The 19,578-nt window shown below is 65.3% G+C and carries 19 protein-coding genes; 15 read left to right on the top strand and 4 right to left on the bottom strand.

The window, feature by feature from the left end; genetic code table 11:
- The first annotated feature begins 136 nt into the window (after positions 1-136).
- From CSQ99_RS00630 to CSQ99_RS31805, 6 genes are all read left to right on the top strand, one after another.
- Entirely contained in the window at positions 137-1,345 is a 1,209-nt protein-coding gene (locus CSQ99_RS00630) for a M23 family metallopeptidase (protein ID WP_245908583.1), read from the top strand.
- 120 nt (positions 1,346-1,465) lie between these two features.
- Complete coding sequence (locus CSQ99_RS00625) at positions 1,466-2,128, top strand: hypothetical protein (RefSeq protein WP_245908581.1); 663 nt, start codon at positions 1,466-1,468, stop codon at positions 2,126-2,128.
- A gap of 9 nt (positions 2,129-2,137) precedes the next feature.
- Complete coding sequence (locus tag CSQ99_RS00620) at positions 2,138-2,506, top strand: Rv1352/Rv1906c domain-containing protein (RefSeq protein ID WP_099037102.1); 369 nt, start codon at positions 2,138-2,140, stop codon at positions 2,504-2,506.
- A gap of 6 nt (positions 2,507-2,512) precedes the next feature.
- The gene (locus tag CSQ99_RS00615; protein WP_245908579.1) at positions 2,513-2,842 is read left to right on the top strand and encodes a hypothetical protein; all 330 of its coding nucleotides are present in this window, start codon (positions 2,513-2,515) and stop codon (positions 2,840-2,842) included.
- A gap of 121 nt (positions 2,843-2,963) precedes the next feature.
- A complete protein-coding gene (locus CSQ99_RS00610) occupies positions 2,964-3,914 on the top strand; it encodes a DUF4349 domain-containing protein (RefSeq protein ID WP_099037332.1) in 951 nt (316 codons plus the stop codon).
- Between the two features lie 127 nt (positions 3,915-4,041).
- A complete protein-coding gene (locus tag CSQ99_RS31805) occupies positions 4,042-4,326 on the top strand; it encodes a hypothetical protein (RefSeq protein WP_176560804.1) in 285 nt (94 codons plus the stop codon).
- Positions 4,327-4,478: 152 nt separating this feature from the next.
- On the opposite strand, the gene CSQ99_RS00600 is transcribed toward CSQ99_RS31805, so the two are convergent.
- Complete coding sequence (locus CSQ99_RS00600) at positions 4,479-4,769, bottom strand: WhiB family transcriptional regulator (protein WP_099037100.1); 291 nt, start codon at positions 4,767-4,769, stop codon at positions 4,479-4,481.
- Between the two features lie 428 nt (positions 4,770-5,197).
- Here CSQ99_RS00600 and CSQ99_RS00595 point away from each other — a divergent pair, with 428 nt between their 5' ends.
- The 3 genes from CSQ99_RS00595 (at position 5,198) to CSQ99_RS00585 (ending at position 7,848) form a co-directional block, all read left to right on the top strand.
- Positions 5,198-5,986: a hypothetical protein gene (locus CSQ99_RS00595; RefSeq protein ID WP_099037099.1), complete on the top strand. Its 789-nt coding sequence runs from the start codon at positions 5,198-5,200 to the stop codon at positions 5,984-5,986.
- Positions 5,987-6,077: 91 nt separating this feature from the next.
- On the top strand, positions 6,078-6,656 hold the full coding sequence (locus tag CSQ99_RS00590; RefSeq protein WP_099037098.1) for a sigma-70 family RNA polymerase sigma factor: 579 nt from the start codon (positions 6,078-6,080) through the stop codon (positions 6,654-6,656).
- Complete coding sequence (locus CSQ99_RS00585) at positions 6,649-7,848, top strand: anti-sigma-D factor RsdA (RefSeq protein ID WP_099037097.1); 1,200 nt, start codon at positions 6,649-6,651, stop codon at positions 7,846-7,848. The genes CSQ99_RS00590 and CSQ99_RS00585 overlap by 8 nt, the downstream gene beginning before the upstream one ends.
- Before the next feature lie 18 nt (positions 7,849-7,866).
- Here the strand turns inward: CSQ99_RS00585 and CSQ99_RS00580 are convergent, their stop codons facing one another.
- Complete coding sequence (locus tag CSQ99_RS00580; protein WP_099037096.1) at positions 7,867-8,271, bottom strand: DUF5319 domain-containing protein; 405 nt, start codon at positions 8,269-8,271, stop codon at positions 7,867-7,869.
- A gap of 140 nt (positions 8,272-8,411) precedes the next feature.
- On the opposite strand from CSQ99_RS00580, the gene guaB reads away from it, so the two are divergent.
- The 6 genes from guaB to CSQ99_RS00550 all read left to right on the top strand — a co-directional run bounded on the left by guaB (position 8,412) and on the right by CSQ99_RS00550 (position 16,441).
- Positions 8,412-9,953, top strand: a complete 1,542-nt coding sequence (guaB, locus tag CSQ99_RS00575; protein WP_099037095.1) for an IMP dehydrogenase — start codon at positions 8,412-8,414, stop codon at positions 9,951-9,953.
- A gap of 53 nt (positions 9,954-10,006) precedes the next feature.
- Positions 10,007-11,149, top strand: coding sequence for a GuaB3 family IMP dehydrogenase-related protein (locus tag CSQ99_RS00570; protein WP_218014571.1), 1,143 nt, complete (start codon positions 10,007-10,009; stop codon positions 11,147-11,149).
- Between the two features lie 60 nt (positions 11,150-11,209).
- On the top strand, positions 11,210-12,943 hold the full coding sequence (locus CSQ99_RS00565) for a GMC family oxidoreductase (protein ID WP_099037093.1): 1,734 nt from the start codon (positions 11,210-11,212) through the stop codon (positions 12,941-12,943).
- A 49-nt stretch (positions 12,944-12,992) separates the two neighbouring features.
- On the top strand, positions 12,993-13,652 hold the full coding sequence (gene phoU / locus CSQ99_RS00560; RefSeq protein ID WP_099037092.1) for a phosphate signaling complex protein PhoU: 660 nt from the start codon (positions 12,993-12,995) through the stop codon (positions 13,650-13,652).
- Positions 13,653-13,811: 159 nt separating this feature from the next.
- The gene (gene mdlC / locus CSQ99_RS00555; RefSeq protein WP_099037091.1) at positions 13,812-15,425 is read left to right on the top strand and encodes a benzoylformate decarboxylase; all 1,614 of its coding nucleotides are present in this window, start codon (positions 13,812-13,814) and stop codon (positions 15,423-15,425) included.
- Positions 15,426-15,466: 41 nt separating this feature from the next.
- Positions 15,467-16,441 carry a quinone oxidoreductase family protein gene (locus tag CSQ99_RS00550; protein ID WP_099037331.1) on the top strand — a complete coding sequence of 325 codons (975 nt, stop codon included), beginning with the start codon at positions 15,467-15,469 and terminating at the stop codon, positions 16,439-16,441.
- Here CSQ99_RS00550 and CSQ99_RS00545 read toward each other — a convergent pair.
- A complete protein-coding gene (locus CSQ99_RS00545; RefSeq protein WP_099037090.1) occupies positions 16,438-18,792 on the bottom strand; it encodes a glycoside hydrolase family 65 protein in 2,355 nt (784 codons plus the stop codon). The genes CSQ99_RS00550 and CSQ99_RS00545 overlap by 4 nt on opposite strands.
- A complete protein-coding gene (locus tag CSQ99_RS00540) occupies positions 18,789-19,574 on the bottom strand; it encodes a beta-phosphoglucomutase family hydrolase (RefSeq protein ID WP_176560803.1) in 786 nt (261 codons plus the stop codon). Before CSQ99_RS00540 ends, CSQ99_RS00545 begins: the two co-directional genes overlap by 4 nt.
- Positions 19,575-19,578 lie beyond the last annotated feature (4 nt).

Here is a 19,578-nt window from a genome sequence, read left to right as displayed (position 1 = left end):
ACGCACCCCCGGTCCTGTTGGGCCGGGGGTGTTTTCGTTAAGCTCCTCCCGCAGAGGCGGGACCACTTCGAGCCTGATGCCATGCGTCAACGACAAGCAAGGCGGGTGCTCTATGCGAACGTCACCGATTCTTCTGATGTCTTGTGCCGCTTTGTTGGTGGCTTGCGGCTCATCGACCGACACCGCCGCACCATCGGTCGTGCAGTCCCGCGGCGGAATCCCGCCCGGCTATCCGCTCGATGTGGACGTGGTGGCGCCGCTGGTTCTCACGGCGCTTTCGCCCGACCCGATTCCGGTCACGGGCACAGACGGAAAGATCCACGTGGCCTATGAGATCGAGGTACTCAACTCCGGACCGAAGCCGGCGACGATCACACGGGTCGAGACCCTCGCCGGCGGTCCTGACGGAGCCACAGTAGCCACCGTCGGACCGCAGGAGATCGCGGAACGAACCATCCTGATTCCCAATCTTCATTCCGGCCCAGTCACCGAAATCCCCGCAGGACGTACTGCGGTGCTCGTGCTCGACGACGTCTACGACACCCGCGCCGAGGTTCCCGCCGAGGTGACGCACCGGGTCGGCATGACGCTTGGTCCGGCGCTGCCGGAGAACCAACCCGTCAGCTCCCGGTACCCCGATGATGTGACGCAGATCGGTGGCGTCGTCCGCATCAGCGCGGCGTCACCGGTGGTCATCGGTCCGCCGCTCGCCGGTGACGACTGGGTCGCGCTCAACGGATGCTGCGGCGTCACGTCGCATCGCGGAGCGGTGATGGGCGTCGGTTCCAGGCTCAACGGCAGTGAGCGTTATGCCATCGACTGGTTACGCGTGGACCCGACCAGGGACCCGGCCGCCACCTTCACCGGCGACGGAAAGCGCAACGAGGACTACCTCGCCTTCGACGCGCCGCTGCTGGCGGTGGCCGATGGCACGGTGACAACGGTGGTGTCGGACCTGAACGAGGCTGTGCCACAGGTCATCACGGCTGATCAGTCCTTCGAGGAGCTCGGGGGCAATCACATCATCATCGACATCGGTGGCGGGCATTTCGCGTTCTATGCCCACATGATTCCCCGGTCTGCCTCCGTGAAAGTCGGCGACAAGGTCACCCGCGGCCAGGTCATTGGGCGGCTTGGCAATTCGGGTAATACCAGTGAGGCTCATCTTCACTTCCATGTGTCCCGAGGACCGGTTCCGCTGTCGAGCGACAACGCGCCGTACGAGATCGATCGGTTCACACTTGCTGGATCGATGGACGGCGATCGCGTCAAATGGGACCCGGCGCCCGGCGAACGCACCAACCAGCTGCCGCTGGACGGGAGCGTGGTCAACTTCCCCTCTTAGCCGGGGTTTCGCACCGGGTGCGCCGATCCGGCTGTTTGCGGACGCCTTGGTACGTAATATCCCGATTGCCGTCGGTGAGCGGTGCCAGTTACGCCCCGGCCCGGGGAGGTGTGGTGAAACGTGCGACGCAGGACGAGCACGCCAGCGGCCGACATGGTGATCGAGGTCGCCAATGCCGAAGAGCTGTTCTATGCGGATCCGAGCGGCCTGCTCGCTGGAGCGCATCGCATTGACAGCGGTATGGACGAACTGGTCGAGCGGTTACTGGCCCAGCGAAGCGTCGACCCTGACCAGCGCGTCGTTCTGGATATCGCCGACGAGTGCCCCGACGAGCAGGCCGCCAACGTGGTCGCGGCCGTCCGCCGCTATTGCGACCTGCGACTGCGGCGGGCAAACCGCGAACACGACCTCATCTGGCGCCAGGGCATGCGGTCGCTGCTCAGTGGCTCGCTGCTGTTCTTTGTTGGCATCGCGCTGTCGTTCGCGTTCTCGCGACCGGGGATGGGCGAATTTGCGACCGACTTGATCGGCAGCGGCGTGTTTCTGGTCGTAGCGTGGGTTGGCCTTTGGTATCCGCTCGACTTGCTGTTCATCGCCCGCGAGCAGGCAAAGCGAGAGATCAGCGTGCTCGGCAAGATGCTCACGCTTCCGGTTGTCGTTCGCGCCGGCGACCGCGCGCTGCCTGGTGCAACGGTGCGCGCTGCACCGGTGAAGCAGGGCTTACCGCTGAGCCTGGAGGCCCGATTCCGTCGCTTTCGTGGGCCGTCCAAGTCGGGTATCTAGGAGGTGCGTATGTTCCCAATCCGTCGGCGTCGCGCAGCGGCTGTGCTCGCTGCCGGTGTGGCCGCAGTCGCTTCTGTGTCACCGGCAAGTGCCGCCCCGATGGACCCGATCCCGGGGAACGGTTTCTTCCTCGTCGGGCCAGATATCTCGTCGGGGCTCTACCAAACGGGCGGTTCGGCGTCGACCTTCGGGGTTTGGATCAACGATGTGCCCACACAGGACTCGATGTGCGTGTGGTTCACCTACAGCACTCCCGATATGAACAAGGACAATGTGGTCGCGACGAATATGTCCATCGGACCGATGTTCGCGAATATCAATACGACGGTGATGGCCTTTGAGTCTCGTAACTGCCAACCCTGGACCCGCGTCCCCTGACAATGGGTGACAACCCAGAAGTCGGGTACCCCAGGATTCATGGTGGAACACGAAGGCGGCCAGTGGAACGTCGCCACGAAAGAGAACGAGGTCTACCTCGAGCGAGTGTCGGAGGACAGCGAGCGGCTGTTCGACGACTCGTTGGCACCTGAAGAAGCTCGCGAATTGGCTCGACTTCTGACGAAGCACGCCGACGGCATCAACGAATCGGCTAAGTCCGCAAAGGCCGACGACGCTGACGAGGCTGACGACTCAGGCGAGGACGGCGACTCCGACGACTCAGACACGTCCGACGACTCCGATAAGTCCGATAAGCCCGATAAGTCCGACGACTAGAGCCCCTGTCTCAAAATGCTTTCCACACCCTCTCGCGTATCTCGGCCCAGACTTGACTCGGTGACGCCTATCCAACCAGCGAAAATGGTCCAAATTCTCAGCTAATGGCATGGTGGCTCTCATGAGCCGGTTTTCCTGCACGTTGTACCGCAAGTGGTTGACGTTGGCGATTACGGGGATCGCCACACTAAGTCTTCTGACGGCCTGCGCAGGATCAGGGCCTTCTTTGCGCGACGACGCGCCCGCGTCCAAGTTCACCGACGACGCCTCCGTCGGCGCACCGGAGGCTCCACCTCAGCAGGAGCCTCTGCCGGTGGAGGACGCCACACGCGATGTCGTGAAGACCGCGTCGATGACCATCGCGGTTGCCAATACCTCTGAGGCCGCGGACAAGGCAGCCGTCATGGTGGAGGACGTCGACGGTCGGGTGGACAGTCGCAGCGAGGATGCCGGCTCTGACCGCGGATTCGCCCGTACGTCGGTGGTGCTGCGAGTTCCGGTGGGCAAGCTCGACGGGGTGGTGCGGGAGCTCAAGACTCTGGGAACGGTGCAGACGGCCGTAACCACGTCCGAGGATGTGACGGCACAACGGGTCGACCTCGACGCGCGCATCAAGGCTCTGCAGACATCGGTGGATCGCCTTTTGGCCATCATGCGCGACGCCAGGGATCCCGAAGCGCTGATCTCCGCCGAGGACGCACTCTCGCAGCGCCAAGCTGATTTGGACAGCCTGCGTGCTCAGCGCGACGCGCTCGGCGACCGCATCGAGTACAGCACCGTAGATGTCACGTTCGTGGCCGAAACGATCGGCGGGCCGGCGCCCAAGGAGTACCAAGGCTTCCTGGGGCAGGTAGAACGGGGCTGGGACACAATGGTTTTCGTTGTGGGAAACCTGGTGCTGCTGTTCGGTTTGCTGCTTCCCTGGCTGGTCGTGCTCGTCGTTGCGGTCGGTCTCGGCTACGGCGTCATCCGGCTGGTGGGCGCCCGCCAACCCAAGGCCGCGGTTCGGGACACACCCGCCGACGAATCAGACGTGGACGTCGCGCAGCCCGACGGCGAACCGCAGGCCTGAGCAGTTGTAGCACCCCACGCACCCGACGCAGTCGGTACAGCCGACGCAACCCAAGCACGCGATGCACTTCTTGCAGAATGCACAGGCCACGCATGCGATACTGCCGGCGACCGCGAGAGACATTGCGGTGACGATACTTCCGGCCACGGCGACGCTGCCTGCGGTGGCAATCGATCCGGCGACGGCAGTACTGGCGACGGTAGCCGCCGAGCTGACCACACCGGCACTCGCCACGGTGGCCGCCGATCCGGCGACTGCCGTGCTCGCCACTGTCGCGGCAGAGCCGGCCACCGCCGAGCTGGCAGTGGTCGACACCGACCCGGCTACCGCGGTGCTGGCCGTCGCCGTTGCGAAGTCGACGAGGCTGCTGTCATGGTCGAAGGCTCCTGGCACGGCGTCCATCTTGCGCTAGGTTCTCGCCGCTGTCGCGCCGTTTCGGCTACGGCCTTGCTCGAGTGTCCGAGCATTGCCCAACTTGATCCGAATCGTCTTGGTGGCGTTCGCGGAATCGAGAAGGCCCCACCCCGGCATCTTCGGGGTGGGGCCTTCTCGATGGATTCGGGACTACGAGGCGCGGCGGATGCCCCGCTTCAGCAAGAGTTCGCGCTCGGACTCCGACAGGCCGCCCCAGATGCCATAGGGCTCACCGACTGCCAGCGCGTGCGAACGGCATTGCGTGATCACCGGGCAGCTCCGGCACATCTCCTTGGCGCGCAGCTCGCGCTGAGCGCGGGCCCGGCCGCGTTCGCCGTCGGGGTGGAAGAACATGGCTGAGTCGACGCCACGGCATAGGCCGGCGATCTGCCAATCCCAGATATCAGCGTTGGGGCCGGGAAGCTGTTGAGGCTGTGGCATTGGAGAAACCCCTCTCTACACACCCAATTCGCCAACTACACGAGTGCGGGAGTTTGGAACCGAACCGAGCGCTAGTCATCGATGACTGCGTGCACACAAACTAGGTGGGCTCAGGAAATTCCGTCAATAGCCTGAGCATGTGCTAATTGACATAACAGCAGGTACAGAATTTACGTCACGTTCATCTTGAGACTCTTGGTGGCCAAGTTCGATGTTTTAGCGAACGTGTTGTGGCGCCCGGCATCCCGCATTTGTCCTGTTCGCGTCGATTGGTGTTGTTCGGGCAAATTGTCAGGACCCGTCGCCGTCTTACATGGAATTAACGTTGGCAGCATCAATTGTTAACCAAAGTGATTTTGATTCCACCCTAAAACGTGCCCGCCGGTACCGGGTACCGCGCGTCTACGTTGATAGCGTCGCGGCCGAAGATGATCACTTCCACCGCAGAACTGACGAACGCCGCGTTCGGCGACGACCCGGGGTGCTGGCCACTGCCCGCCGCGACGACTCCGTATGAACATTGGCTGCGGGCCGTCGCGGCGGGCGGTCAGGGCCGCTACAGCAGCGCGCTGGCCGATCTCGCCGCAGTGCGTCGCGGTCCGGGTGACCCTGTGGTGTCGCTGGCCCACAGCACCCGTGCCTCATTCCTTCGCCAACTCGGCTGGCACGACCGCGCCCGCGCCTTTGACGGCCGGGCGTCGGCGCTCGCGGGTCCCGATCGCGAGGCGGGTGGCGACGCACTGATCGGACTGGCCGCAGATGCGCTCGGCACGGGACGGTTCGCGGCATCGGAGCGGGCACTGCACCGCGCCGCCGACCTGATAGACGAGCGGGGGCCTGCGCGACTGCGCGTGCGGATCGCATGGGTGTCCGCAGAGCTCGCGATGGCCCGCGGTCATGGCGCGGCGGCGATGGACCACGCCGAAACGGCCCGAATTGCCGCCGTGGCGTTCGGCTCGGTACGGCACACCCTGAAATCGGAGGTGGTCCTGGCCGCGGCGTTGTGCTGCGCAGGTGACCTCGACGGCTCCCGGCAGGTCGCCGACACCGCGCTCGACGACACCCAACGTCTCGGAATGATGCCGCTGGTGTGGGCGTTGGCGTCGTTGCTGGCCGGTGTCGGCAGCGCGACGCGCTCAGATGTAGAGGTAACAGCCATTCGCGATGGTGCCGCCGACACAGTCCGGTCACGGGGCGGCGTGTGGGCCGCCCGCTGACACGGGAGCACGCCATCCTGAAAGTTATTGTTTAGCTGAGCCAAGTCCACCGGTAAGTGTCCTGCAAGTAACGCTGGAGAGATCGCCCACGATGACAATTTCGGGAGAACGTCTCGATGATGTCGTTGCTGAGGCTGTAGCGGGCAATCGGGATGCGCTCCGGAGGGTGCTGGAGACCATTCGTCCCATCGTCGTTCGGTATTGCCGGGCGAGGGTTGGGTCGACTGAACGAAGTGGCCTCTCAGCAGATGACGTCGCGCAGGAGGTGTGCTTGGCCGCCATTACGGCGCTGCCGCGCTACAAGGATCAGGGACGACCGTTCCTGGCCTTTGTGTACGGCATTGCTGCGCACAAGGTCGCTGACGCTCATCGCGCAGCGGGCAGGAACCGCTCCGACCCGACGGATGTCGTGCCGGAACGCCTCTCGCTTGACGCAGGCCCAGAACAGATGGCGCTGGATTCCGAGGCCTCGGCCCAGATGAAGCAGCTACTGGCCGTGTTGCCCGAGAAACAGCGCGAAATTCTGATCCTTCGCGTGGTCGTCGGCATGAGCGCCGAAGAGACCGCCGAAGCGGTTGGAAGCACCGCGGGCGCGGTCCGGGTCGCCCAGCACCGCGCCCTGGCGCGGTTGAAGGACGAGATCATGTCGAAGGGGCGCGACCATGCCTGACTTCGGACGCTGGACTTCCAACGGCGGGGACCCGTCGCTCAATGAGATCAACCGCACCGATCGGTTCCTCGACGCACTCGCGTTCGAACAGCCGGTGTACGCAACCGATCGCGGCGAGGCCGAACTGATCAATCTGCTGTCCGGTTGGCGCGACGACATTCGTGATGCGCCGCTGACGGTTCCGGTGACTCCGCGGGATGCGGTGATCGCGTTGGACTCCGCGCAGCGCACGCGCACGCGTTCGCGCCGGACCCTGGCTCTTGTCGGGTCGACTGCCGCAGCGGTGCTGTGTCTCGGTGGCTTCGCCAGCGTCGTCGCGGGCGCAGGCCCGGGTGACTCGCTCTACGGGCTGCGCACAATGATCTTCGGTGAGCAGCCGGCCCCCAGGGACGACGCCGTGATGCTCGCCTCGCAGCAACTCGCCGAGGTGCAGCAGCTCGTCGACCAGGGCCAGTGGCAGGCCGCTCAGGACAAACTGGAGACGCTCACCACCACTGTGGCGACAGTCAACGACGATGTGCGCAAGCAGGAACTGGTCACCGAGTGGCAAGAGCTGACGGTGAAGGTCGAGGCGCAAGACGCCGCCGCGGTCCTGCCGCCCGATGCGCCGCCGCCGGTCTTCCCCGACGTGGTCGTGCTCCAGACACCCACGTCGCCGGACAACACCGGTACCGAGTCGCCGCCGTCCGCCACCACGTCGCCGTCGGAGACCACGCCGCCGTCCAGTCCGACGTCGTCGGAGACCACGCCGCCGTCCAGTCCGACGTCGTCGGAGACCACGCCGCCTTCCAGTCCGACGTCGTCGCCGACCAGCACGTCGTCGGAGACCACGCCGCCGACGTCCGGACCGGTGTCCCAGTTGCCGGCGACTGAGCCCAGCACCGCTCCGCCCAGCACGCCGCCTCCATCGCAGACGTCGGAGGAAGAACCGCTGCCGACGTCATCGGTGGCATCCACACCGCCACTTACGACGACCACCGTCGCGATGACCACGAAGACCCAGCCGGCGCCGTCATCGACTGTCTCCGAGGCCGCCGAAGAGGCGCCGACGGCCACGGTCGAGGCACCGCCGGTAACGGTCCCAGCGCCGCCCGCAACGGTCCAGGCGCCGCCAACACAGCGGCAAGCGCCGGTTACGACGACATTCGTGGTTCCTGAACCCGATACCGGGTCGGGCGGCGAAGGCAGCTAACCGGGAACGGTTGCGCCCTCAGCGATACCCGTCGGTGTCCGTCGTGGCCTCGTTGAGCGAGGCGTCGGCGTAGCCGCGGCAATAATCCCAGGTGACGTAGGCGTCGGGTTCGGGATCGTAGGCAGGCTCGTGCGGCCGGACCGTGCCGTCGACCAGCAGTTGCAGCAGGTTGGCCCGCAGCATGTCCCAATCGTGGTAATGGTCCTGCTGGCATTCGTCGCAGCACACGACCAGGCCACGAATTCCCTTGTGTCCCAACAATGCTTCATATACTGCGAGATCCGCCAGATCAGCCTCGACCGCGGTCCGTTCCTGCGGGTCCAGCGGCTGGCCAGGCTCAAGGGCGTCGAGCGCAGCCGAGGGGTCGCACGGGTCGTCGGCGAACGGATCGGGCGGCAAACCCGGCGGGAGGTGGTCGCGCACGACTCCACATTACGCAGCCGTCCACATTTCGCGCCAGCCGTCCGCCCGGCATGGCGCAACCGGGAGTGTGGCGCGGAACCGGCGACGTCAATGCCGATAAGATGGGGAATCTAGCTCGTCTGTCCCGGGAGGCCCCACCCATGTCGATCGCCGAAAGCAGCCTTCCCCTCGCCGTTCCGGTGCCTACCGGTGGCGATGATCCGACGAAGATCGCGATGCTCGGACTCACCTTCGACGATGTGCTGCTGCTGCCCGCCGCCTCCGATGTGGTGCCCGCCACAGCCGACACCTCCAGCCAGCTGACCAAGCGGATCCGGCTGAGGGTCCCGCTCGTCAGCTCCGCCATGGACACCGTGACCGAATCGCGGATGGCGATCGCGATGGCCCGCGCCGGTGGCATGGGTGTCCTGCATCGAAACCTGCCCGTCGCCGAACAGGCCGGCCAGGTCGAAACCGTCAAGCGCTCCGAGGCGGGGATGGTCACCGACCCGGTCACGTGCTCACCGGACAACACACTGGCCGAGGTCGATGCGATGTGCGCGCGGTTTCGGATCTCGGGGCTGCCGGTCGTCGACTCGCAGGGCTCCCTTGTCGGGATCATCACCAACCGCGATATGCGATTTGAGGTCGACCAGTCCAAGCCGGTGTCGGAGGTGATGACCAAAGCGCCGTTGATCACTGCGCAGGAAGGTGTTTCGGCCGAAGCCGCTCTAGGTCTGTTGCGCCGCCACAAGATTGAGAAGCTGCCGATCGTCGACGGCCACGGCAAGCTGACCGGGCTCATCACCGTCAAGGACTTCGTGAAGACCGAGCAGTTCCCGTTCGCCACCAAGGACAGTGACGGTCGGCTGCTCGTCGGCGCCGCGGTCGGTGTCGGCGACGACGCGTGGACGCGGGCGATGACGCTGACGGACGCCGGCGTCGACGTCGTCATCGTGGACACCGCGCACGCCCATAACCGTGGCGTGCTGGACATGGTGCACCGCGTGAAGATGGCGGTCGGTGACCGCGTCGAGGTGATCGGCGGCAACGTCGCGACCCGCGCCGCGGCTGCCGCCCTCGTCGACGCGGGCGCCGACGCTGTCAAGGTCGGTGTCGGTCCGGGCTCCATCTGCACCACCCGCGTGGTTGCGGGCGTCGGCGCACCGCAGATCACCGCAATTCTGGAGGCGGTCGCCGCGTGCGCGCCCAAGGGGATTCCAGTGATCGCCGACGGCGGCCTGCAGTACTCGGGTGACATCGCCAAGGCGCTCGCCGCGGGCGCATCGACCGCCATGCTGGGATCGCTGCTGGCCGGCACCGCCGAGTCGCCTGGCGAATTGATCTTCGTCAATGGCAAGCAGTTCAAGAGCTACCGCGGCATGGGCTCGCTTGGGGCCATGGCCGGGCGTGCGGGGGGAAAGTCCTACTCCAAAGACCGCTATTTCCAGGACGACGCGTTGTCCGAGGACAAACTGGTGCCCGAGGGCATCGAGGGGCGGGTGCCGTTCCGCGGTCCGCTGTCGACGGTGATTCATCAGCTCACCGGTGGGCTGCGTGCCGCGATGGGCTACACGGGTTCGGCCACCATCGAGCACTTGCAGCAGGCGCAGTTCGTACAAATCACGGCCGCGGGTCTGAAGGAGAGTCACCCGCATGACATCGCGATGACCGTCGAGGCCCCGAACTACTACACCCGCTGACGCGCGCTGCGCGAAGAGGAGATGGCTCAGTGCGTGACACAGTTGAAATCGGCATGGGCCGAACTGCCCGTCGCACATATGAACTCGACGACATCAACATTGTGCCGTCGCGCCGCACCCGCTCGTCCCAGGACGTATCCACGGCCTGGCAATTGGATGCGTACCGATTCGAGATCCCGGTGGTCGCGCACCCGACCGACGCGCTGGTGTCCCCGGAATTCGCCATCGAAATGGGTCGTCAGGGCGGTCTTGGCGTGCTGAACGGTGAGGGCCTGATCGGTAGGCACGCGGACGTCGATGAGAAGATCGCCCAGATCATCGCCGCAGCTGAGACGGGCCCCCGCGACAGCTGGGGAGAGCCGGAACCGTCGGCGGCGATCCGCTTGCTGCAACAACTGCACGCCGCGCCGTTGGACCCCGACCTGCTGGGGGCCGCGGTGGCACGGATCCGCGACGCCGGGGTGACGACGGCCGTTCGGGTCAGTCCGCAAAACGCTGCGGCGCTGACGCCGGCGCTCGTCGCCGCAGGCGTCGACCTGTTGGTCATCCAGGGCACGATCATCTCCGCCGAGCGGGTCGCCCAGGATCACGGAGTCGGCGAACCCTTGAACCTGAAGACCTTCATCTCCGAACTCGACATTCCGGTGGTGGCCGGCGGTGTGCTCGACCACCGCACGGCCCTGCACCTCATGCGTACCGGCGCGGCGGGCGTCATCGTCGGATACGGGTCGACCAGCGGTGTCACCACCAGCGACGAGGTGCTCGGGATCAGCGTGCCGATGGCGACCGCGATCGCCGACGCCGCCGCCGCACGCCGCGAATACCTCGACGAGACCGGCGGCCGCTACGTGCACGTGCTGGCCGACGGCGACATCCATACCTCCGGCGATCTGGCCAAGGCCATTGCGTGCGGCGCCGACGCCGTGGTGCTCGGTACCCCGTTGGCCACCGCCGCAGAGGCGCTGGGGGGAGGCTGGTTCTGGCCCGCCGCCGCGGCCCACCCGTCGCTGCCGCGGGGCGCTCTGCTGCAGGTCGCCATCGGCGAGCGGCCGTCGCTGGCGCAGGTGCTGACCGGCCCCTCAGACGATCCGTTCGGCTCACTCAACCTTGTCGGCGGCCTGCGACGATCGATGGCCAAGGCCGGATATTGCGACCTCAAGGAGTTCCAGAAGGTCGGCCTGACCGTCGGCGACTGAAGGCTCCCACTAAGGGTGACCTGACTAGTAGTTACTGGCGGGTAAGTAGATACTGGGCAAATGAAGCCTGACTACGACGTCTTGGTCATCGGCTCCGGGTTCGGGGGCAGCGTCACCGCGCTGCGGCTCACCGAGAAGGGCTATCGCGTAGGCGTTCTCGAGGCCGGCCGGCGTTTCGCTGATGAGGAATTCGCGAAGACCTCCTGGAACCTGCGCAAATTCCTATGGGCGCCGAGGCTCGGGATGTACGGCATCCAGAGAATCCACCTGCTGCGCAACGTGATGATCCTGGCGGGCGCGGGTGTTGGCGGCGGATCGCTCAACTACGCCAACACCCTGTACGTGCCCCCTGACGCGTTCTTCAACGACCCACAGTGGAAGCAGATCACCGACTGGCGTAGCGAGCTGACCCCGCATTACGACCAGGCGCAGCGGATGCTCGGCGTGGTCGAGAATCCGACGTTCACCGATGCCGACCGCGTCATGAAAGAGGTCGCCGCCGACATGGGCGTCGAGGACACGTTCGTTCCGACGCCCGTCGGTGTGTTCTTCGGCCCCGACGGCACCAAGGCGCCGGGCAAGACCGTTCCGGACCCGTACTTCGGCGGCGCCGGCCCGATGCGCACGGGCTGCATCGAATGTGGTTCCTGCATGACGGGCTGCCGATACGGCGCCAAGAACACGCTGCTGAAGAACTACCTCGGCCTGGCGGAAAAGGCTGGGGCAGAGATCGTTCCGATGACAACCGTGACGAGCTTCTCGCAACGGTCCGACGGCCTGTGGGATGTGCGCACCGCACGCACCGGCAGTCTGCTGCGTAAGCGCCGCACGCTCACCGCCACCCACGTGGTGCTCGCGGCCGGCACGTTCGGCACGCAGAAGCTGCTGTTCAAGATGCGCGATAAGGGCAAGCTTCCGAAGCTCTCGGAGAAGCTCGGCGTGCTGACCAGGACCAACTCCGAGTCGATCGTCGGCGCAGGACGCTTCGAGGTGTCCAAAGATCTGGACCTCACTCACGGGGTGGCGATCACATCATCGATCCATCCGACCGCAGACACTCACATCGAGCCGGTGCGATACGGCAAGGGCAGCAATGCCATGGGCTTGCTGCAGACGCTGATGACCGACGGTGCGGGTCCCTCGGGATCGGATGTTCCAAGATGGAAGCAGTTCTTCCAGCAGGCCGGGTCGAACCCCCGCAAGCTGCTGCGGCTGCTGAACCCGCGCAAGTGGAGCGAACGGACCATGATCGCGCTGGTGATGCAGCACCTCGACAACTCCATCACGACCTTTACGCGTCGCACCAAATTCGGCTTCCGGCGGCTGGACAGCAAGCAGGGCCACGGCGAGCCGAACCCGACGTGGATTCCGGTCGGCAACGAGGTCACGCGCCGGATCGCCGACAAGATCGACGGTGTCGCGGGTGGTACCTGGGGCGAACTGTTCAACATCCCGCTGACCGCTCACTATCTCGGTGGTGCCGCGATCGGTGACACCGCCGAGCACGGCGTCATCGATCCGTATCAGCGGGTGTACAACTACCCGACGCTCTCGGTGCACGATGGCGCGTCGATCTCGGCGAATCTCGGTGTCAACCCGTCGCTTTCGATCACTGCGCAGGCAGAACGCGCTGCGTCGCTATGGCCCAACAAAGGTGAAATCGATCAGCGCCCGGCGCAGGGTGAGCCCTATAGGCGTCTTGCGCCGATCTCGCCGAACCACCCCGTTGTCCCTGCCGATGCACCCGCGGCCCTGCGACACCTGCCCATCGAGCCGGTCAGCTCGGCAGGATAAATCACCAGCAAACGCGTTTGAATTGATCGGCCCCGGGTACCTAGTGCCGATGCGCACCGCCTATCACCAACAATTGTCGGGCCTGGGCGCGCGGCTGGCTGAGATGTGCGGCCTCGCAGCGAAGGCATTGGACGACGCGACACGGGCTCTGCTTGAGGCAGACCTGTCCTTGGCGGAACAGGTCATCGCCGAGCACGAACACATCGCGGTCATGGGCCGTCAGGCCGAGGACACAGCGCTCAAACTGCTCGCGCTGCAGCAGCCCGTCGCCGGCGACCTGAGGACGGTGGTCTCCGCTATCCACGTCGGCGCCGACATCGAAAGAATGGGTGCACTTGCGGTGCACGTCGCCAGCATCTCGCGGTTGCGCCACCCTGACTGCGCGTTGCCCGACGACGTCAGAGCCAGCTTCACGGAGATGGGTACTCGTGCGGTCCTTTTGGCCAGGATTGCACGTGAGGTGCTGTTGTCCGGTGATCTGGAAAAGGCGTCACAAATGCACGACCTGGACGACGCCGTGGACGCAGAGCACCGGCATCTGTTCACGTTGCTGATCGACCACAAGTGGCAGGACGGTGTGTGCTCCGCGGTCGACGTTGCACTGCTGGGTCGCTACTACGAGCGGTTCGCCGACCACGCTGTCGAAATCGGCAGGCGGGTGGTGTTCGAGGCGACCGGTGGACTGCCTGACTCGAAACAGCTGGCTTAGCGCCGTACCCGCTAGCGGTAATCACACTCTTCCCGTCAGCCGACGGCCGAATGGCTGCCAGCGCCGATGACGCTGGGGTATCACACAGGCGACCCTCTTGGCAGGCTGCAGCACAACACCCGGCAGTCGAAATCTATTCCAACTTCGAGGGACGCAACCATGGCCGATCAGAAGACTGTCCACGACGTGACGTATGACTTGCTTCGAACACTGGGCCTGACAACCGTTTTCGGGAATCCCGGCTCCACCGAGCAGTCGTTCCTGCGAGACTTCCCCGACGACTTCACCTATGTGTTGGCGCTGCAGGAGGCATCGGCATTGGCGATGGCCGACGGGTTCGCTCAGACCACCGGCAAGCCTGCATTGGTGAATCTTCACACGGCTGCGGGGACCGGTAACGCGATGGGCAGTCTGATCGCGGCGTACCGCGCCAACACTCCGCTCATCGTCACCGCGGGACAGCAGACTCGTGAAATGTCGCTTTACGACCCATATCTGAACAATCCGAACGCGACGCAGCTGCCTCAGCCGTGGGTGAAGTGGGCCTACGAGCCGGCTCGCGCCGAAGATGTGCCCGCGGCATTCATGCAGGCGTATGCGGTGGCCATGCAGCCGCCGATGGGCCCGGTGTTCCTGTCGATCCCACTCGACGACTGGGACAAGCAGGCGCTGGGTCCGGCCGTGGTGCGCAGCATCAGCGAGCGGGTCGCGCCGGATGCCACCCGGCTGGCCGAATTCGCCGAGCGGATCAATGCGGCGCAGCACCCGATGTTGGTGCTCGGCCCCGAGGTCGACCGGGCCGGAGCATGGGACGCGGGCATCGCGTTTGCCGAGAAACTGGGCGCACCGGTGTATGGCAGCGCGCTGGCGGACCGGATCTCGTTCCCCGAGGATCACCCGCTCTATGCAGGGCCGCTGCCGATGACCATCGCTGAGGTCGAGCAGACAGTCCACGGTCACGACCTCGTCGTGGTGATCGGTGCCCAGGTATTCCGCTACTACCCCTATGTGGCGGGCGAGTTCCTACCTGAAGGCACCGAACTACTGCAGATCACCGCCGATACGCACCTGTCCGCGGTGGCCCCGGTGGGCGACAGCCTGGTCGGCGATGTCGGTGTGGCGCTCACGCGGCTGACCGAAATCGTCCGGGTGCCCGCCGACCGCGAGCGCCCCGCACCGCTGGTGCGCGACCGACGCTCTGACGTTCCCGCGAAGGCGCCGATGACCTCCAATGCGGTGTACGAGGTGATCAGTACCGTCAAACCCGACGACTCCGCCGTTGTCATGGAGTCGACGTCGACGATGGTCGACCTGTTCAACTGGCTGCCGACGACCCACTCGAAGAGCTTCTTCGCCACGGGAAGCGGCGGCATCGGCTGGGGCGTGCCCGGAGCCGTGGGCATCGCACTGGGTGATCGCGCCCGTGGCGTCAAACGCCACATCGTCGCGACCATCGGCGATGGTTCGTTCGAGTACTCGATCCAGGCGATTTGGACCGCGGCGCAGCACAAGTTGCCGATCGTGTTCGTGGTGCTGCGCAACGGCGAGTATGCGATCCTCAAATCCTTTGCGCTGCTGGAGGAGACGCCAAACGTGCCAGGGTTGGAGCTGCCTGGCCTCGACATCGCGTCAATCGCCTCCGGCTTCGGATGCCGTGCGGTGGAGGTGAACAGCACCGACATGCTGGCCGATGAGTTCACCGCTGCGCTCGACGCCGACGGTCCCACTGTCATCGTTGTTCCCACGAAACCGCAACTGCCGCATCTCGGCTGATGGTGACGAAAGGGAGCCCGGCTTGCGGAAGGAGCATGACCATGCACGCGATCGAGGTACCTCACAACGGAGGACCTGAGGTTCTGGAGTACGTCGATATGGCCCAGCCCAATCCGGGCCCGGGAGAAGTGTTGATCAAGGCCGAAGCCATCGGTGTCAACTTCATCGACACCTATTTCCGGACCGGCGCATACCCACACGATCTGCCCTTCGTGCCCGGCAGCGAGGTGTCGGGCACTGTGGCCGGTGTCGGCGATGGGGTGACGTCCCTGCGCGTCGGTGATCGGGTCGCCAGCGCTGATGCGGTGGGCACCTATGCCGAATACTGTGTTGCACCGCTTGATTTGGTTTTCCAGATCCCCGATGGCGTTACCTATCAGGTGGCTGCTTCGGCACTGCTGAAAGGACTGACCGCGCACTTTTTGACCAGGTCGGTGTACGCGGTGAAGCCGGGCGACGACATCCTGGTGCACGCGGGCGCAGGTGGTGTCGGGCTGATCCTCACCCAGTGGGCTGCGTCCTTGGGCGCCCGAGTGATCACGACGGTGTCGACGTCGGCGAAGGCCGACATGTCTCGACAAGCAGGAGCGGCCGATGTGCTCGACTATCCGGATGACCCGCTGAAATTCGGTGCGCGGATCCGCGATCTCACTGGCGGCAACGGGGTCGTCGCGGTCTACGACGGCGTCGGTCGGTCGACGTTCGACGCGAGCCTTGCGAGCCTGGCGGTACGCGGAACGCTCGCGCTGTACGGGGCCGCCAGTGGGCCGGTACCGCCGGTCGATCCACAGCGGCTCAACGCCGCCGGTTCGGTGTATCTGACGCGTCCGATGCGTAGTCATTTCAACCGGACCCGCGAGGAGTTCTCCTGGCGCTGTGGTGAACTCTTCGACGCAATCGCGAAGGGCGTCATCGTTCTCACCGTCGGTGAGCAGTACGCGCTCAAGGACGCCGCGCAGGCGCACCGCGATCTCGAAGGCCGGCGCACCCATGGTTCGACGGTGTTGACGCCCTAGCGCGCCTTGCGGAGCAAGGGCTTCCGGCCGGGCGGCTGCTGCGGCTCGGGCAGCAGAGGTTCACGTGGCCGGATCGTGACTGTCGAAGCGTTCGTCGTACTGAGCTCCAAATCCTCGCCGGCGTGCCGGATGGTCAACGAGGTGTGCGGCCCGTCGCGGACGGTGTAGGTGACGTTCTCGTGGTTCACATCGACAGTGAGCCGGAAGTCTTTCCACCGCAGCCTGAATCGGAGTCTGGTGATGCCGGACGGCAGGTGTGGGTCGAGCGACAGTACGCCGTCGTCGTCGCGCAGCCCGCCGAAGCCCGATACAAACGCCGTCCACGCACCTGCCAGTGAGGCCATGTGCAGGCCGTCACGGGTGTTGTGGTGCAGATCGCGCAGATCGATCAACGCGGCCTCATACGCGTAGTCGTGGGCGAGTTCGAGGTGGCCGACGTCTGCGCACATCACCGCCTGCGTGCACGCCGAAAGCGATGAGTCGCGCGTGGTCCGGCGCTCGTAGTAGTCGACGTTGCGCGCCTTCTGTTCCGGTGTGAACGCGTGGCTCTGCAAGTGCATGGCCAGCACCAGATCCGCCTGTTTGATCACCTGAGCCGGATACAGCCGCACATAGGGTTCGTGCAACAGCAGGGGATAGGTGGTGTTGGACACGAAGTCCCACTCCCGAAGGGTGGTGAATCCCGCGCACTGCGGATGGACGCCCAGGTCGTCGTCGAACGGGATGAACGCGTCGTCGGCCGCGTTTCGCCAATCGGCCATCTCCGCCGCGGTGACACCCAGCTCGTCGGCGCCATCAGGGTGGCGCAGGCAGGCCTCGGCGGCAGTTCGAAGGTTGTGGGCCGCCATCAGATTGGTGTAGACGTTGTCTCGCACCACCGCCGTGTATTCGTCGGGCCCGGTGACTCCGTCGATGTGCCACACCCCGTGCCGGTCATGATGCCCGAGCGACAGCCACAGCCGCGCCGTCTCGACGAGGACCGCCAGCCCGCACTCGGCTTCCAGCGACTCGTCACCCGTCACGATGCGGTACCGCTCGAACGCCATTGCGATGTCGGCGTTCACGTGCCAACCAGCCGTCCCTGCCGGCCAGTATGCCGAGCATTCCTCACCACGGATGGTGCGCCACGGAAAGGCGGCGCCGGTGAGGTCGAGTTGTGCGGCGCGCTCCCTGGCCAGGTCAAGAGTGGAGGCCCGCCATCGCAGGGCGTCGGCGGCCGCATACGGTGCCGTATACGTCAGTAGTGGCAACACGAAACCCTCTGTGTCCCAGAACGCGTGACCGTCATACCCGGTGCCCGTCAATCCCTTTCCGGGGATCGCCCGACGTTCGGCACGCGCGCTGGCCTGCAAGACATGGAAGAGTCCGAACCGCACCGCCTGCTGGCTCTCGGGATCACCCTCGACCTCCACGTCGGCGCAGTCCCAGAACTCGTCGAGATATTCCCGCTGGGACTTGAGCAGGCCTTCCCAACCGGTGTAGCGCGCGCTGCTGAGAGCCGCGGCTGCTTGATCACGTAGTGCAGGGCGCGATCTCAGGCTCGACCACCCGTACGCGAGGTACTTGACGATGCGCAGTCGTTGACCCGGTCGGAGACCACAGATCACTGTGGTGTTCGCCCAATCCTCGCCCGCGCCCGTCGTTACTTCGACACGTCCGGGAACCTCGACGTCGTGGTCCATCGCCGCTGCCATCAACAGCCCACTGGAGTTCGTGCGGTGCAGAAGGATCGCCCCGCATTCGGAGTGTTCGTGCTGAACGGCTTTCAGCGGCTTGTCGAGTACGGAGGCGACTCTCGGATCGTGTGACGACGCGGGTACCGCTTCGTTCGCGACCAACTCGGATTGGACCGTGGCGCGGACGAACTCGTCGAGAGCCTCGACCGTGTACTCGATCGCGGCGACGCTGCGTTGCGCAAGCGACACCAGGCGGGTCGAGGTCACCTTCACTTGCCGGCCCGCCGGAGAGCGCCAATGTGCGGTGCGCGTCAGCGTGCCCGCCCTCATATCAAGGATGCGTTCATGTTCGAGTAGATCGCCGTATCGCAGGTCGAACGGCTCGTCGTCGACGAGCAGGCGAATGAGCTTGCCGTTGGTGATGTTGACGATCGTCTGGCCGGCTTCCGGATAGCCGAAGCCCGCCTCGGCGTACGGCAACGGACGAACCTCGTAGAACGAGTTCAAGTACGTGCCGGGCATCCCGTGCGGTTCGCCCTCGTCAAGGTTGCCGCGCATGCCGATATGGCCATTCGACAGCGCGAAGAGCGACTCGGACTCATCCAGAAGGTCGAGATCGAGTGAGGTTTCGCGGATATGCCATGGCTCGACGGTGAAATTGTCGCCGGTGTTCATCGCAACATCAGCTCCGCCAGGTCGGTGACGACGACGTCAGCACCGTTGTCCCGCAGTGCTTCTGCCTGCCCGACTCGGTCTACGCCGACGACGTAGCCGAACTTCCCGGCACGTCCTGCTGCGACGCCCGAGAGCGCATCCTCGAACACGACGGCCTCCGCGGGCGTGACGTCGAGTAGCTGCGCGGCGCGCAGAAACGAATCGGGTGCCGGCTTTCCCGCGATGTTCTGCTCCCGCATCGTCACCCCGTCCACACGATGCTGGACGAATCTGTCGAGCCCGGTCAGTTCGAGCACCTCGCGGGTGTTCGCGCTGGACGACACGACCGCGGTGCCGAACCCCGCGTCGACGGCCGCCTCCAGATAGCGGCGCGATCCCTCGAAGACCGCGACCCCGTCGGTGTGCAGCGTGTGCTGAAACGCATCGTTTTTGCGGTTTCCGAGGCCGAAGACCGTCTCTGCGTCCGCGCCGTCGTCGGGATTACCGTCAGGCAGGTTGATACCCCTGCTGGCCAGGAAGGACCGGACCCCGTCCTCGCGCTTTTTGCCGTCGACGTAATTCAGGTAATCGGCGTCGACGTCGAATGGCACGAATTCGGTGGCCGTGCGCTCGGCGTCGGCCTTGAGATAGTCGTCGAACATCGCCTTCCAGGCCTTTTTGTGCACGCTGGCGGTGTCCGTCAGCACGCCGTCGAGGTCGAAAAGGGTGGCACGAATCTGTTCGGGTAGACCGAGCACTGGGTGACCTCGCTTTGGTTGGGGTTCGTGCCTCCAGTTCACCATTCCC

It is taken from the genome of Mycobacterium neglectum (assembly GCF_002591975.1).
GTDB lineage: Bacteria > Actinomycetota > Actinomycetes > Mycobacteriales > Mycobacteriaceae > Mycobacterium > Mycobacterium neglectum.
This window is presented reverse-complemented; position numbering and strand designations above follow the sequence as displayed.

Bases quoted from the DNA above. Each gene is read 5' to 3' on its own strand.
- CSQ99_RS00585 (WP_099037097.1), top strand. From the start codon at position 6,649: ATGCCTGACTTCGGACGCTGGACTTCCAACGGCGGGGACCCGTCGCTC.
- CSQ99_RS00565 (WP_099037093.1), top strand. From the start codon at position 11,210: ATGAAGCCTGACTACGACGTCTTGGTCATCGGCTCCGGGTTCGGGGGC.
- CSQ99_RS00610 (WP_099037332.1), top strand. From the start codon at position 2,964: ATGAGCCGGTTTTCCTGCACGTTGTACCGCAAGTGGTTGACGTTGGCG.
- CSQ99_RS00545 (WP_099037090.1), bottom strand. From the start codon at position 18,792: ATGAACACCGGCGACAATTTCACCGTCGAGCCATGGCATATCCGCGAA.
- mdlC (WP_099037091.1), top strand. From the start codon at position 13,812: ATGGCCGATCAGAAGACTGTCCACGACGTGACGTATGACTTGCTTCGA.
- phoU (WP_099037092.1), top strand. From the start codon at position 12,993: ATGCGCACCGCCTATCACCAACAATTGTCGGGCCTGGGCGCGCGGCTG.
- CSQ99_RS00620 (WP_099037102.1), top strand. From the start codon at position 2,138: ATGTTCCCAATCCGTCGGCGTCGCGCAGCGGCTGTGCTCGCTGCCGGT.
- CSQ99_RS00540 (WP_176560803.1), bottom strand. From the start codon at position 19,574: ATGGTGAACTGGAGGCACGAACCCCAACCAAAGCGAGGTCACCCAGTG.
- CSQ99_RS00595 (WP_099037099.1), top strand. From the start codon at position 5,198: ATGATCACTTCCACCGCAGAACTGACGAACGCCGCGTTCGGCGACGAC.
- CSQ99_RS00590 (WP_099037098.1), top strand. From the start codon at position 6,078: ATGACAATTTCGGGAGAACGTCTCGATGATGTCGTTGCTGAGGCTGTA.
- CSQ99_RS00630 (WP_245908583.1), top strand. From the start codon at position 137: ATGTCTTGTGCCGCTTTGTTGGTGGCTTGCGGCTCATCGACCGACACC.
- CSQ99_RS00570 (WP_218014571.1), top strand. From the start codon at position 10,007: ATGGGCCGAACTGCCCGTCGCACATATGAACTCGACGACATCAACATT.
- guaB (WP_099037095.1), top strand. From the start codon at position 8,412: ATGTCGATCGCCGAAAGCAGCCTTCCCCTCGCCGTTCCGGTGCCTACC.
- CSQ99_RS00550 (WP_099037331.1), top strand. From the start codon at position 15,467: ATGCACGCGATCGAGGTACCTCACAACGGAGGACCTGAGGTTCTGGAG.
- CSQ99_RS00600 (WP_099037100.1), bottom strand. From the start codon at position 4,769: ATGCCACAGCCTCAACAGCTTCCCGGCCCCAACGCTGATATCTGGGAT.